This window comes from Kribbella yunnanensis (assembly GCF_039529655.1).
Taxonomy (GTDB): Bacteria; Actinomycetota; Actinomycetes; order Propionibacteriales; family Kribbellaceae; genus Kribbella; species Kribbella yunnanensis.
Genome location: NZ_BAAANF010000008.1, coordinates 333,084 through 346,214, shown reverse-complemented (window position 1 = coordinate 346,214; position 13,131 = coordinate 333,084). Strand labels below are relative to the sequence as shown.

Annotated in this window: 18 protein-coding genes; 7 read left to right on the top strand and 11 right to left on the bottom strand. The window is 67.2% G+C overall.

The features are described 5' to 3' along the window. Window positions 1–2: 2 nt before the first annotated feature. Window positions 3–869, bottom strand: coding sequence for a helix-turn-helix transcriptional regulator (locus ABD231_RS13085; RefSeq protein WP_344149928.1), 867 nt, complete (start codon window positions 867–869; stop codon window positions 3–5). Window positions 870–968: 99 nt separating this feature from the next. Between ABD231_RS13085 and ABD231_RS13080 the strand changes: the two genes are divergently transcribed. Then, window positions 969–1,700 (top strand): SDR family oxidoreductase, encoded by a 732-nt coding sequence (locus tag ABD231_RS13080; protein ID WP_344149926.1) that lies wholly within the window; start codon window positions 969–971, stop codon window positions 1,698–1,700. Here the strand turns inward: ABD231_RS13080 and ABD231_RS13075 are convergent. Genes ABD231_RS13075 through ABD231_RS13065 form a run of 3 tightly spaced genes read right to left on the bottom strand, consistent with a single transcriptional unit; the run spans window position 1,697 to window position 4,148 of the window. Then, window positions 1,697–1,996, bottom strand: a complete 300-nt coding sequence (locus ABD231_RS13075) for a thiamine-binding protein (protein WP_344149924.1) — start codon at window positions 1,994–1,996, stop codon at window positions 1,697–1,699. The two genes, ABD231_RS13080 and ABD231_RS13075, sit on opposite strands and share 4 nt — an antisense overlap. Further along, window positions 1,993–3,549: an MFS transporter gene (locus ABD231_RS13070; protein ID WP_344149922.1), complete on the bottom strand. Its 1,557-nt coding sequence runs from the start codon at window positions 3,547–3,549 to the stop codon at window positions 1,993–1,995. The genes ABD231_RS13075 and ABD231_RS13070 overlap by 4 nt, the downstream gene beginning before the upstream one ends. After that, window positions 3,546–4,148 carry a TetR family transcriptional regulator gene (locus ABD231_RS13065; protein ID WP_344149920.1) on the bottom strand — a complete coding sequence of 201 codons (603 nt, stop codon included), beginning with the start codon at window positions 4,146–4,148 and terminating at the stop codon, window positions 3,546–3,548. The genes ABD231_RS13070 and ABD231_RS13065 overlap by 4 nt, the downstream gene beginning before the upstream one ends. Before the next feature lie 154 nt (window positions 4,149–4,302). Here ABD231_RS13065 and ABD231_RS13060 point away from each other — a divergent pair, with 154 nt between their 5' ends. Together ABD231_RS13060 and ABD231_RS13055 are read left to right on the top strand one after the other, a co-directional pair. After that, window positions 4,303–5,919 carry a GMC oxidoreductase gene (locus tag ABD231_RS13060; protein WP_344149918.1) on the top strand — a complete coding sequence of 539 codons (1,617 nt, stop codon included), beginning with the start codon at window positions 4,303–4,305 and terminating at the stop codon, window positions 5,917–5,919. Between the two features lie 52 nt (window positions 5,920–5,971). Further along, a complete protein-coding gene (locus ABD231_RS13055) occupies window positions 5,972–6,511 on the top strand; it encodes a hypothetical protein (protein ID WP_344149916.1) in 540 nt (179 codons plus the stop codon). Here the strand turns inward: ABD231_RS13055 and ABD231_RS42165 are convergent. Next, window positions 6,395–6,811 carry a lasso peptide biosynthesis B2 protein gene (locus tag ABD231_RS42165; protein ID WP_425554177.1) on the bottom strand — a complete coding sequence of 139 codons (417 nt, stop codon included), beginning with the start codon at window positions 6,809–6,811 and terminating at the stop codon, window positions 6,395–6,397. The genes ABD231_RS13055 and ABD231_RS42165 overlap by 117 nt on opposite strands. Here ABD231_RS42165 and ABD231_RS13050 point away from each other — a divergent pair. After that, window positions 6,729–6,911, top strand: coding sequence for a hypothetical protein (locus ABD231_RS13050; protein ID WP_344149914.1), 183 nt, complete (start codon window positions 6,729–6,731; stop codon window positions 6,909–6,911). The genes ABD231_RS42165 and ABD231_RS13050 overlap by 83 nt on opposite strands. On the opposite strand, the gene ABD231_RS13045 is transcribed toward ABD231_RS13050, so the two are convergent. The 5 genes from ABD231_RS13045 to ABD231_RS13025 all read right to left on the bottom strand — a co-directional run bounded on the left by ABD231_RS13045 (window position 6,901) and on the right by ABD231_RS13025 (window position 10,563). After that, a complete protein-coding gene (locus ABD231_RS13045; protein WP_344149912.1) occupies window positions 6,901–7,152 on the bottom strand; it encodes a lasso peptide biosynthesis PqqD family chaperone in 252 nt (83 codons plus the stop codon). The genes ABD231_RS13050 and ABD231_RS13045 overlap by 11 nt on opposite strands. Beyond that, window positions 7,152–8,870: an asparagine synthase-related protein gene (locus ABD231_RS13040; protein ID WP_344149910.1), complete on the bottom strand. Its 1,719-nt coding sequence runs from the start codon at window positions 8,868–8,870 to the stop codon at window positions 7,152–7,154. The genes ABD231_RS13045 and ABD231_RS13040 overlap by 1 nt, the downstream gene beginning before the upstream one ends. Continuing rightward, on the bottom strand, window positions 8,834–8,962 hold the full coding sequence (locus ABD231_RS13035) for a lasso RiPP family leader peptide-containing protein (protein WP_344149908.1): 129 nt from the start codon (window positions 8,960–8,962) through the stop codon (window positions 8,834–8,836). The genes ABD231_RS13040 and ABD231_RS13035 overlap by 37 nt, the downstream gene beginning before the upstream one ends. A 120-nt stretch (window positions 8,963–9,082) precedes the next feature. Beyond that, window positions 9,083–9,826 (bottom strand): sigma-70 family RNA polymerase sigma factor, encoded by a 744-nt coding sequence (locus tag ABD231_RS13030; RefSeq protein ID WP_344149906.1) that lies wholly within the window; start codon window positions 9,824–9,826, stop codon window positions 9,083–9,085. Next, on the bottom strand, window positions 9,826–10,563 hold the full coding sequence (locus ABD231_RS13025; protein ID WP_344149904.1) for an RNA polymerase sigma factor: 738 nt from the start codon (window positions 10,561–10,563) through the stop codon (window positions 9,826–9,828). Before ABD231_RS13025 ends, ABD231_RS13030 begins: the two co-directional genes overlap by 1 nt. Window positions 10,564–10,715: 152 nt before the next feature. Here ABD231_RS13025 and ABD231_RS13020 point away from each other — a divergent pair, with 152 nt between their 5' ends. Further along, on the top strand, window positions 10,716–10,904 hold the full coding sequence (locus ABD231_RS13020; RefSeq protein ID WP_344149902.1) for a hypothetical protein: 189 nt from the start codon (window positions 10,716–10,718) through the stop codon (window positions 10,902–10,904). Here the strand turns inward: ABD231_RS13020 and ABD231_RS13015 are convergent. After that, a complete protein-coding gene (locus ABD231_RS13015; protein WP_344149900.1) occupies window positions 10,888–11,781 on the bottom strand; it encodes a helix-turn-helix domain-containing protein in 894 nt (297 codons plus the stop codon). The two genes, ABD231_RS13020 and ABD231_RS13015, sit on opposite strands and share 17 nt — an antisense overlap. A gap of 92 nt (window positions 11,782–11,873) precedes the next feature. On the opposite strand from ABD231_RS13015, the gene ABD231_RS13010 reads away from it, so the two are divergent. Then, window positions 11,874–12,632: a nuclear transport factor 2 family protein gene (locus ABD231_RS13010; RefSeq protein WP_344149898.1), complete on the top strand. Its 759-nt coding sequence runs from the start codon at window positions 11,874–11,876 to the stop codon at window positions 12,630–12,632. A gap of 55 nt (window positions 12,633–12,687) precedes the next feature. Next, window positions 12,688–13,122, top strand: a complete 435-nt coding sequence (locus ABD231_RS13005; protein WP_344149896.1) for a MarR family winged helix-turn-helix transcriptional regulator — start codon at window positions 12,688–12,690, stop codon at window positions 13,120–13,122. The last annotated feature ends 9 nt before the right edge of the window (window positions 13,123–13,131 follow it).

The window sequence follows — 13,131 nt, the reverse complement described above, 5'->3', positions numbered from 1 at the left end:
ACTTAAATTAACTCCCGACGAAAGTCCTGTCCAGAGCTCATCGACTGACTTCCCAAAACCCCGAGCAGCCGCAACCGCTCGGCGCTTTCGCTGCCCGGCTCCGCGGTGAACACGATCAGGATCTGCTGCTGATCGGAGTTGTTGATCACCTCGCAGTACAGCTCCAACTCCCCGACGACGGGATGCCGGAAGCGCTTGGTCCGGCTGTGCGCCGGAACCACCTCGTGCGCGTCCCAGATCGCCGCGAACTCGGCGCTCAGCTTCGCCAGCGCGGTCGCCATCGAAGCGGCGTACGACTTGGGGCCGTCGGCGGTGGCGACCTGTCGCAACATCGAGACCAGCATCCGGCTGTGCCGGGACAGTTCAGGCTCGCTGTAGAGCGACCGCGAATCCGGGTACGCGAACCAGCGATAGACCTCGGCGCGATCGAGACCCTCGTAGTTGGTCTGCTCACCGGCGAACGCGATATGGGCCGGCGTCTGCGCGACCGTCTCACCGCAGCGGTTCAGCAACAGCGCCGGGGTGTCCTGCAGCCGATCCATGATCCGCAACATCCCGGGATCGACATGACAAGCACGCGTGGTCCGCGGCGGCACACCCTGCCCGGCGAGCACGAACAGATGATCCCGCTCGTCCAGCGTCAACCGCAGCGCGCGAGCGATCGCAGCGAGCATCTCCACCGACGGCTGCGGCCCGCGACCACCTTCGAGCCGGCTGTAGTAGTCGGTCGACATCGACGCCAGTACGGCGACCTCCTCGCGCCGCAGTCCCGGCGTACGGCGTCGTCGGCCGCGCGGCAGCCCGACATCCTCGGGCTGCAGGGCCTCCCGGCGTTTGCGGAGGAAATCGGACAGATCGGCGTACTCCATGTCTCCAGTGTGACCACCCGCGCGAAGTTATCCACTGCTTGCCGAGCAGTGGCTGAATGCGACCTGGTTGCCCCCGGCATCCGCTTCCAGGCTGGAGCCATGAAAACCACTGGCAACACGATCTTCCTGACCGGCGGTACGTCGGGTATCGGCCTCGAACTCGCCCGTCGCTTCCGCGACCTCGGCAACACCGTCATCATCAGCGGCCGCCGCAAGGACCTCCTCGACCAGATCGCCACCGAGGACAACATCGAAGGCCTCGTCCTGGACGTCGCCGACCCCGACGCCCTCAGTACCGTCACCACCAAGTACCCGGACATCAACGTCCTGGTCACGATGGCCGGCATCATGCGCGACGAGGACCTGCATACCCCCGACCTGGCCGTCGCCGAAGAGACCATCGCGATCAACCTGCTCGGCACGATCCGCGCCATCGCGACCTTCACCCCGCACCTGCTCCAGCAGCCCGACGCGGCGATCATCACCGTCTCGTCCGGCCTGGCCTTCGTCCCGTTGGCCCTGACCCCGACGTACAACGCCACCAAGGCCGCCGTACACAGCTACACCCAGAGCCTCCGCCTGCAACTGGCCGACACCGGCATCCAGGTGATCGAACTGGTCCCACCCGCCGTCCAGACCAACCTCCTGAACGGCGCCGACCCAGACCCCACCTGGATGCCCCTCGACGAGTTCACCGACGAGTCCATCGCGCTGCTCCAGCAGCACCCCGACTTGGAAGAAGTCCTCGTCGACCGAGTCCACTTCCTCCGAGCCGCCGAACGCGAAAACCGCCACGCCGAAGCCGTGGCGATCCTCAACTCATCGCACTAATCCGCCAGCGCTTGCTCGATCCGCTCCACCTTCGCAGTGAGCTGTCCGGTGAACCCAGGCCGAATATCGGCCTTCAACACCAAGCTCACCCGAGGCGAAACCGCCGCCACCGCCTCAACAGCCTGCTTCACAACGGCCATCACCTCATCCCACTCACCTTCGATGTTGGTGAACATGGCGTTGGTCTCATTGGGAAGACCGGAGGCGCGAACGACGCGAACGGCCTCGGCCACCGCGTCGCTCACACCTCCGGTCTCGTCACCTGACAGGGGGCTGATGCTGAATGCGACGATCATGCATCCAGTTTGTCAGGCTCCCCTTCTTCGGCCGCGCGGCGTTCGGCGCCGGAGGTGGTGAGGAGTGGCTTCTCCTTGATGAAGACGACGGCGATGAGGGCCAGGACCGCGAACGGCACCGACATCATGAAGAGCTCGGCGGTTGCGTCGCCGTAGGCGTTCTCGACGACGGTGCGGATGGCGGGTGGGAGCTCGGCGATGTTCGGTACGGCGCCGCTGCCGCCGGTCGCGCCGCCGCCTGGGTTTAGGGTCTCGGCGATGTTGTTGGCCAGGATGGCGCCGAGGACGCTGACGCCGATGGTGCCGCCCATGCTGCGGAAGAAGCTGACCGCGGAGGTGGCCGCACCGAGCTCACGAGCCGGTACGTCGTTCTGCGCGGCCAGGACCAGGTTCTGCATGACCAGGCCGATGCCGACACCGAGGACGAGCATGAAGCCCCACAGCACGTACTTCGAGGTCTGCGCGTCGATCGTGCCGAACAGCGCCAGTCCGATCGGCAGCAGCACGCTGCCGGCGACCAGGTAGATCTTCCACTTGCCGGTCTTCGTGATCAGGCCACCGGCGACCGTGGAGGCGCCCATCATGCCGATGATGAGCGGGAGGCCCATCAGGCCGGCGGCGGTCGGCGAGTAGCCCTGGGCGATCTGGAAGTACTGCGCCAGGAACACCGAGCCACCGAACATCGCCACACCGACCAGCGCGCTGGCGACGATGGACAGACTGACTGTGCGGTTGCGGAACAGGTCCATCGGGATGATCGGCTCGGGGTGCTTGCGCTCGACGAGCACTGCGACCAGCAGCACCAGCAGAGCCCCGGCGACGAGCAGGAAGCTTTCGAGCGACACCCAGCCGAGCTTGCTGCCGAACGAGGACCAGACCAGCAGCATGCTGACACCGGCCGTAATGAGGAACGCGCCCCACCAGTCGATCTTCACTTCTCGACGCACGGTCGCCAGATGCAGTGTGCGCTGCAGCAGGAACATCGCGACGAGCACGAACGGCACACCGACCAGGAAGCAGGCTCGCCAGCCCAGCGGCGAGTCGACCAGGAAGCCACCGAGCAGCGGCCCACCAACGGTCGCCGAGGCGAAGACGGCACCGAAGATTCCGGAGTACCGGCCGAGCTCACGCGGCGGGATGATCGCCGCCATCACGATCTGCACCAGCGCGGTCAATCCGCCGCCGCCCAGACCCTGCAGAACCCGGCTGCCCAGCAGGACCTCGATGTTCGGGGCGAAACCCGCGACCAGCGAGCCGACCACGAAGAAGCCCAGCGACAACTGGAGCAGCAGTTTGTTGTTGTAGAGATCGGCGAGCTTGCCCCACAACGGCACGGTGGCCGTCATCGCGAGCAGCTCGAGGGTGACGACCCAGGTGTACGACGATTGGCTCGCCCCCAGGTCGTGAATGATCCGCGGCAGCGCGGTCGACACCACGGTGCCGGCCAGGATCGCCACGAACAGCCCCATCATCAGACCCGAGATGGCCTGCACGGTCTGCCGCGGCGTCAGCGCCGCGACCGAACCGGTCCCCTCGGCCGAGGTCGTCGTCATGAAGAACCTTTCTGATAGTCAGGGTCGAGGCCCTGAGCAAGTAGTTGGAACGCTGCGTCGACCAGGTCCGCCGGGACCGAGCCCGGAGTGTCCTTGTGCATCTCGACGGCGACCCGGCAGGCCGCCCCGGCATTGGTGACGATCAGCCGCGCCCGGAGCGGGTCACCGATCCGCTCGGTGAGCGCCTCGGACAGCTGCCGTTCGTCGTCCATGCTCGACAGCATCAGGTGGTACAGCAGGCTCGGCGAGCCCATGATCAGCTCACCGCGCCGCGACAACGCCCCCTCACTGATGAGGTCGCGCAGTACGTCGTGAACGATCAGCGACATCGTGGACAGCGGCGACTGCTCGGCCGGCGCCGTGGCGATCAGCTCCAGCGCCCGCTCCAGGTGCGCGGGATTGCGCCCGAGGATCGCGTGCTCCTTGTGCGGGAAGTAGTTGAAGAACGTCCGCACCGACACGTCGGCGGCCTCGGCGATCTCCTCGACCGTGACGTTGTCCGGCCCCTTGGCCAGCGCCAGCCGCAGCGCGGCCTCGGTCAGCGCCGCCCTCGTCTGGAGCTTCTTCCGCTCCCGCAACCCACCCTCTGCCTGACTCACCCGATCAGAGTAGGCAGATTCTTGCACTCACTGCAAACTATTAGGCCGTGAAATTTTGCAGCTCTGCACGAAGGGGCACCAGCCACTCTAGGCGCGGTCCGGCGACATGCCGAATGTATTTCACTTCCGTGATCACTCGACTACGGTGCGTCGAGTGACTTCCGAGACTCTTCCGTCCGCAATGACCCGCCGCCGGTTCGCCGGCCTGACCGCCCTCACCGCGGCCGCCGCGACCGGCCTCACCCGGATCGGGCCGGCCGAGGCCGCGCCGTACGTGCCTGCCCTCGTCGTCGGGACCGGGTACGGCGCCGCCGTCACCGCGCTGCGCCTCGGCGCGGCCGGGATCCGGACCACGATGATCGAGATGGGCCAGCTGTGGAACACCCCCGGGAAGGACGGCAAGGTGTTCTGCTCGACCCTCAAACCGGACCGCCGCTCGATGTGGTTCTCGAGCCGCACCAAGGCGCCGCTCGACACCTTCCTCTGGCTCGACGTGGTCAACCGCGACCTCGGCAGGCCGTACGCCGGAGTCCTGGACCGGATCGATTTCCCGAACATGGGCGTGTACGTCGGCCGCGGAGTCGGCGGCGGTTCGCTGGTCAACGGCGGGATGGCGCCGACGCCGCAGCGCGCGTACTTCGAGAAGATGTTGCCGACGGTGGATGCGGACGCGATGTACAAGCGATACTTCCCGCTGGCCCGCCGGATGCTCGGCGTGAACACGATCGATCCCCGGTACCTGGAACAGACCCCGGTCTACAAGTACGCGCGGGTCTCCCGGCGGCATGCTCACCAGGCCGGCTTCCGGACGAGCGTCGTACCGAATGTCTATGACTTCAACTATCTGCGACGCGAAGAGAACAAGCAGGCGCCGCGATCCGCGCTGGCTGGTGAAGTGATCTATGGCAACAACCACGGCAAGCAGTCACTGGACAAGACCTACCTCGCCGACGCTCTCGGTACCGGCAATGTCACCATCCGGACCCTGACCCGTGTGACCACGATTCGCCAGCAGGGCAAGGGTTATCTGGTCGGTCTCGAACAGATCGATGTCTGGGGCAAGGTCGTTCGCCGGAGCGAGATCTCCTGCGGTTCCCTGTTCCTCGGCGCCGGCAGTATCGGCACCACCGAACTGTTGCTCAGAGCAAGAGAAACCGGAACCCTCCCCGATCTGCCAACCGCGATCGGCAACGGCTGGGGAACCAACGGCAACGTGATGACCGCGCGCGCCAACCACCTCTGGGACCCGACCGGCTCACTCCAGTCGACCATCCCAACCCTCGCGATCGACAACTGGAACGACCCGAAGCACCCGGCGTTCGCCGAGATCGCTCCCCTCCCCGTCGGCCTCGAGACCTGGGCCAGCCTCTACCTCGCCATCACCGTCAACCCCGAACGCGGCCGCTTCACCTACAACCACACCACCGACCGCGCCGACCTCCATTGGTCCGCCAGCCAGAGCACCCCATCACTCCGCTCAGCCCAAGCCTTGTTCGACAAGATCAACAACGCGATCGGTACGACGTACCGCCGCGACCTCTTCGCCGGCAACCGAGCCTTCGCCGCCGACTTCTGCTACCACCCCCTAGGCGGCGCCCTCCTCGGCAAAGCCACCGACAACTACGGCCGCGTCCGCAACCACCCAGGCCTCTACGTCACCGACAGCTCCCTCATCCCCGGCAGCCTCGGCGTCAACCCCTTCGTCACCATCACCGCCCTGGCCGAACGCAACATCGCCCACGTCCTCGCCACCGACCTGAAGCGCCGGTAGAATATGTGCAGAGCCTCCGACGCAGACTTCCTGCGGTCGGAGGCTTTCGCGTATGACGACCATCCTGTACCGAGCCGCGATCCACGACCTCCGCGGCGACGCCGTCCTGCCACTCAACCTGCTGCGCGAACAGCACCCCGACCTCTACGAACGCGAGGCCGCCAAGTACGCGATGCGCCCGGAGACGATGGGCTACCCGGTCCATCCCCTCGGCTGCACCTGGACCGACGTCGTCTTCCTCTCTCCGGTCCACCCAGCCCCACTCTTCGAGGCCCTCCACGAATCCGGCCGCATCGGCCGCGTCGTCCCCGACTACTGGACCCTCGACGCCGACCTCCTGGACCCCGCCAACACCTGCATCCTCCTCAAACGCCACGACCCCGAACTACGGCCGCAACCACCCGAAGACTTCATCCCCTACTCACCCGCCACCGTCGCCACCCTCACGCACCCCACAGAAAAAGCGTTGCACCGCCTAAGAACCCTCAACCCCACCGAGCCGCTCTTCCCCTGGGCCGACATCCCCCACATCCTCCACCGCGGCCCCATCCCGATCTCCCTCTTCCGCACGACCAACGGCGTACAGCAGTGAGTAGTAGCCGGCCGGATGCCCCTCGCCCACCGCCACTCCCTCGGCCTCCACCCAGGCGTGCGCACCGAACGGCGGGTGCCGACGAACACCGACACACCAGACCGGCCACTGGCCGCGCGCCCGGCACAACAACGCCGTCGCGATCGACCTCGGCAGACAACCCTGCGGTCCGGAACAATGGATGCTGACAGCAACAACAGCCGCCCGGGATTGCGTGGTGAGTCGCTCACCCGCAGGCCGGGATCCCTTGGCCAGCAAGGACATCGCCTTGCGCAACTGCCCGGGCGGCCGCTTCGCCAGTACGCATGCAATCGGTACGACGAACCACACCGCGACCCGCCATCGCCACGGTACCGATGTCGGGTCGAAGGTGATGACGCCGGTGGCGCTCACCTCGTGACCAACTTCGCCGCAGCGAGTTCACCCAGCAGCTCCTCGACATCCACCCGCGCCGTGGCGACATCGACGGCGTACCGATCGGTGATCGCTGCAACGGCCTCCTCGACCCCACCACCGTCGAGCATCGTCCGTACGGCAAGCACCCCGGACGGGTTGAGGCTGAAGAACCCGCCGGCAGCTTCATCCAGCAGCACCCATCCGTACTCGGTCTCGACCATCGTCACCGCACTCCCGAGCTTCATCACATTCCCTTCAACCAGGCTTCGACTTCGAGCAACCGCCGGACCGGCCCGCAGGTGTCCACGTCGTACGGTCCGCGACAGATCCGCCGTACGGCGTCGACGTCGATCAGCCCGAGTTGCGCGGTCCCGGAGTCCTCCAGCAACGCCAGCAACCCACGCCGGTGCTCCCTCCAGCCTTTGCTGACCGTCATGGAGATGTCCGACTTGCTCGTCCGCGCGAGCGCCCGCGGCGGAAGCACATCGGCCATCGCCTGCACCAGTTGCGGCTTGTAGCGCCGCGGATCGATCGCCTCATCAGGCCGTACGGCGAGGCACGCCTCCAGCACCCGATCGTCGAAGAACGGGGACGCGACCGGTACGCCATCGACTTCTCCGAGTTGCGCCACGTGCCGGGCAGCCAATGCGCCGGTGTGGACGAACTCGAGCGTCGCATGCATTCCGCGCGCCTCGGCCAACGGCTCGGCCGCTTCAGCGAAGGCGCCTCGCACCAACTCGACCGCGTGCCCAGTCAGCCAGTGCGGCAACTGCGGCGGGACACCCCAGCCCAGAACATGCATCTCCGTTGACTGCTTGCGTTCGAGGCTGGTCGCAAACCAGTCGGAGTACGTCGTCCGATCCGCCAGCAACCCTGCCACTGCACCGGCCGTCAGCCGGTACTTCGCCTGCACTCGCCGCGCCAACCGGGCCGCGCGCAAGGGATGCCGGCGCGCGATATCGGCCAGCCAAACCGGCGGTGGCATCAGCAGTTCGTCCCCACCGTGTCCGGCGAACCGCAGCTCCGCTCCATACTTCGCGGCCCGCGCACTCGCCGTACCGATCCGGGAGCGGTAGGCGGAGACCCAAGTCGGCTCGTCGAAGAGACTGCCGTCAACCCCGTCGAACGGCAACGGCGCCTGCTCGGCCGCCAGTATGTCGTGCTCCGCCCCGAAATGCTCTGCCAGGTACTGCGCGGCCGCGACATCCTCGTCCATCGGATCATCGGCCTGATAGGTCAGCGCGACCACCGGACCACTACGAACCGCCAGCCCGAACAGCGAGCTGGAGTCCAGCCCACTGAGATCACAAGCCACTTTCGCCTTACCCTGCTGGCGAATCCGGACCGCGTCCGCCAACGCCTCGCGCAACGCAACCGCCGCGTCGGCCAACGCCAACTCGGGCTCCGGCGGAGTCCACCACCGATCGAACCGTCCCGAAGCCAGGTCCACCCAATGCCCCGGCGGTACGGCGGCCACCCCCGACCACACCGAATGCCACGCCAGCGGCCACGGCGCTTCGGGCGAAAGCAACCGCAACGCAATCCCCAACGGATCAGGGCCTGCTCCGGCCAATCCGGCCAGCACATCCGCCCGGTCGGACGCGATCCCGAGACCGTTCACCCGCGCATGAAACACCCGCCGCAGCCCAGACGCCGTACCGCGAACCCGGACGTGCCCGTCCACAACCTCCAGCACATGCACGCTGCCCGCTTCACCCAGTACGACGCGCAGTCCGTCCCGCGCGTCGATCGCCACCTCGGCGCCGCGCGCGAGCACGAACGGTCGCCCCGACGGATAGCAGATCTCGTGCTCCGCCTCGATCCGCGCCGCGATCACCCCAGCGGCCTCGACATCGGGCAGCGCCACGAACCACGACGTACGGGCAGCCCGCCCGGTCTCCCGGACGGGCTGCCCACTCGCGAGGATCAGAGCCCGCGCCGCCCGCCGGACCCGTCTTCCCACTTGCCGGTCCGCCCGGCCGTCACCTGCCCGAACTCACCGTGCCGCGTCAGCGTCGGCCGCTCGTACTCCTGCTTGTCCGTCTCCTCGTGCATCTGTGTCTCCACATCTCCCGATGACATGACGTTCCCCGTTCTACCCGCCACCGCCATCCCCGGTCACGCCCTTTCGAGCCTGCCCGAACCTCTTGCCAATCCGGTCTGGACCGCGATACGTCAGTCCGCGCTCTCACTGTCCGGGCTGGTCATGACGTCGCCGAGGAGCGGCCGCAGCCGGGTCCGGGCTCGGGCGCAACGACGCACGACCGCAGCCCGAGAACAGCCGAGGATCAGGGCCGCCTCGTCCAGCGAACGGCCCTCGATGTCGACCAGGACGAGTGCCTCTCGCTGTCCGGCGTCGAGCCGTTCCATTGCGGCCAAGAGGTCAAGCCTGCGCTGGCGTTCCTTGGCTGTCGGCGGGCCAGGCTCATCACTGCCTCGGCCCTGGCGGCGACGGAGGCAGTCCAGGCACGCGTTCACCACGATCCGGTGCAGCCAGGTGACCACCTTGGTGTCGCCACGGAACGAGCCGGCCCGGAGGAACGCCGTACCGAACGCTGTCTCGAGCGCTTCGGCCGCTTCGTCGGACTCGCCGAGGGTCCGGATCGCGACTGCCCACATCCGGTCCCGATGCCGCTCGACCAGGACGGTGAACGCATCCGGATCACCCGCCGCGTGCAGCTGCATCAGCTCGTCGTCGTCCATCGACCGATCGCTCTCGGCCACGAGAGTCACCGTGCCGTCCGCTGACCGGGCCGACCTCGCGCGGGCCCACGCCATCTGCAGGTCGCGGTCCGCAGCATGGCGACGTACCAGGTCGAGTTGCTCGTCGGTGGTCCGGCGGCGGAGGCTCTTGGCTGCGTCGCTCCCCAACGACGACTTCCCGATCAACTCGTGGATCGTGGGTTCTTCCGCTGTCATCACTCCCCCTCTCGCTGCAGGCGGGCCTTCTGGGTGGTGCGGAAGCGGTGCAGGACACCCTCGACGGCACGCACCGAGGTCTCGTCGAGCATGTCGACGATCTCTGCGTGCGAGTAGCCGTTCATGCTCAGCTCGACGATCGCCCGGGTCCGGGGATCGAGCTTCGCCAGGCAGTCGTCGACCCAGAGGTTGCCGGCGACGAGGCCGGCCGGATCCTGCGCTGTTGCCTCACCCGCGGGCTCGATCAGGTCCTGCCGCTCGGCTCGGCGATACCGGCGGAACTCGTTCGGGAAGACGAAGACACAGCTCCCGGTGAAGTAGGTGGTCAGGCTCGCGCCGCCGTCGACGTTCCAGCCACCTCCGACCAGCGCGCGACTCCGGAACTGGCCTAACGCCTTCGCGACCGTCATGCTCGCGAGCTCCTCGCGAACGGCCGGATCGCGCCGCAGGCGGTCCAGTTCGCTCGCAGTCGGCGCGAGCCGGAATCCACGCTCGGCCGCGAGCGGAAAGATGTAGCCCGAGAACATCCATCCGCACAGCACCGGGATCGCGTAGCGCGCCAGCTCGTCCGCGAACATCTCGTACTCGATTCCTCGAAAGCCGCGCTCCCGCAATCTGTTCAGCAGTTGCTGATCACCTTGCCGGCGCCGCAACCGGTCGGCGGCGGTCGCCGGGTCTCGGTCGGGCAGGTGTGCAGGTTGTAAGTCCTGCGCTTCCCCCTGCTCGCTGGTGCTCACGGGACCTCACTTCGCTCGGAACCACCTGATCGACGGTGGTATGTCGCCCCCACCCGACCACCCCACGCACAAGATCCAGAAATCTTTCGCCGTGGGGCCCTCGCCTGCGCACGACCTATAGCTCCGCGCACGATCCAGCCAAGGAGGTACCAGTGAACCAGTCCCGCGGTCTTCTTTCAGTGCGCGCGGTAGTCATCCTGCTCATTGCATCCGTCGTGGGGTGCATCGCGGGAACCCTCGCCTTCCTGGCCGGCCAGCCGTTGGCCGCAGCCGTCCTGGTCGGCGGTGGCTCGGCGGGCGGCACCCTCGGCCTCGCCCACACGCTCATCCAGGAACGCTGAGCCGACCTGATACTTCCGACCTGAACGCCATCGGCGTCTGCCCGGTCCGCTGCACGAAGTACTTGGCGAACTGCGTAGGTGTCCGGAACCCAAGCTGCTGCGAGATCTGTACGGCGCTGTCATCGCTGTGCGCCAGCAGTCGCTTGGCCTCCAGCACCACGCGGCGATCGATGAACGCCTTCGCGCTCACCCCCGCGGCCGCCTGAGTCGCCCGCGCCAGCGTCTTCGCCGAGTAACCCAGCGATCGCGCGTAATCCTCGACGCGCCTAGTCCGCGTGAAGTCGCTGTCGACCGCAGACCTGAAGCGCAGGTACGCCGGATCCGCCGCCACCGCAGGCTCGGTCACCGGCACCGCAAGGTGTGTCAACCGCAGCACCAAGACCGCGAGCAGGTATCGAAGCGAGGCCGCATGAGATTCCAGCGGCATCCGACCGAGCGCACGAAACTCAAGCGCAAGGTGGTCAAGCGCCATCCGCACACTGGCCGCATCGTCCGCCGACGGCTGTCGAAGTACCGGCACGTTCGGGTCGTCGAGCTGCACCCGGCCGGCCGTCTGCGCATCCAGATGGCTCGGCTGGAACAGGACGAGGTCGCCCGTCACCCCGGCCAGCGCGCCCCACTGCTGCACCTGACCGGGCCGAATCCACAGCCAGTCCCCCGCGGCCAGTTCGTAGGTCCGGAAGTCGATCGTCTGCTGCAGCGATCCACCAGTCACCGCGATCAGCTGATGGAAGTGCGGTCGCTGCGGCCGCGCCAACCGCTCCGGCGACATCCGGCCGGCGAGCTCGGTCAGCGACATGACCTCGATACCGGCCGGCGTCCCCGCCGGGGCGGCGAACTGCAGGCTCGGGATCGTCAGTCCGGTTTTGACCATCATCGGTCTCGATCCTCACACAATTTTGCGGTAAATGGCTCCTAGATTTCAGATGTCAGCGTCCGAAAAGGACCTTCACAGGATAGGAGCTCCCGATGAGCGCGAAGAAGATCGTGATCCAGGCGACGACCGAACTGTTCGGCGCCAAGGACCCGTCAGCGGTCGACCGCTGGGTCGCCGCCGACTACCGCCAGCACAGCGCCCTGGCCGCCGACGGCCCGGCCAGTCTCCGCGAACTGGTCGCCGGCCTCGGCGACGACTTCCGGTACGACGGCGCCCGCGTCCTCGCCGATGGCGATCTGGTCGCCCTGCACGGCGTTTACCACGGCTTCGGCCCGGAACCGCTGGTCGGCTTCGACATCTTCCGAATCGATGCCGAAGGCAAGCTTGCCGAGCATTGGGACGCCCTCACCCCGCAGGTCACCGACACCACCTCCGGCCGCACCCAGGTCGACGGCCCCACCACCGTCACCGAGCCGGACAAAACCGAGGCCAACCGCGCACTCGTCACCGAGTTCGCCGAGCGGGTCCTGGTCGGCGCCGACTACTCGATCCTCACCGACTTCATCTCCACCGAGACCTACGACCAGCACAACCCCGAGGCCGCCGACGGTCTGGCCGGCTTCGGCGCGGCCGCCGCGAAGTGGGCCGAGGAGGGCAAAACCCTTGTCTACAAGACGATCCACCGCGTGATCGCCGAGGGCGAGTTCGTGCTACTGCAGTCCGAGGGCGAGTTCGGCGTACCGGTCGCGTACTACGACCTCTTCCGCGTCGCCGACGGCAAGATCGTCGAGCACTGGGACGTCATCACCCCGATCCCGGCCACCCTGCCGCACACCAACGGCCTGTTCTAGTGACCCGCTTCACCATCGATGGCGATGCATAGCATTCCTATGTATATTCGAAGGTGTGGACCTGAATGAGCTGGGTGTCGAGATCGTGGTCGCGTCCGCGCGGTTGACGCGGATGGCGAGCCGGGACGTGAGTGCGTTACCGCACGCGGCGATGCGGTTGCTCGGCCGGCTGGACGAACTTGGCCCGACCCGGATCAGCGATCTGGCCAAGGCGGACCGGACGTCCCAGCCGACCATGTCCACGCTGGTGCAGCGCGTGGAAGAACAAGGGTGGGTACGGCGTGCGCCGGATCCCGCCGATTCGCGCGCCAGCCTGATCAGCCTCACGAAGACAGGCCTGACCGAACTGCAGCGCGCCCGCCGGGAGGCGGGCGCCGCGGTCGCGGCCAGACTCCGTCACCTTCCGGCGGCCGACCTCGAAACCCTCGAGGACGCGGTCGCCGTGATGCACAAAGTTCTCACCCAGCGTCCTGAGGGGGAGAGGCTTTGAGTGATTGCG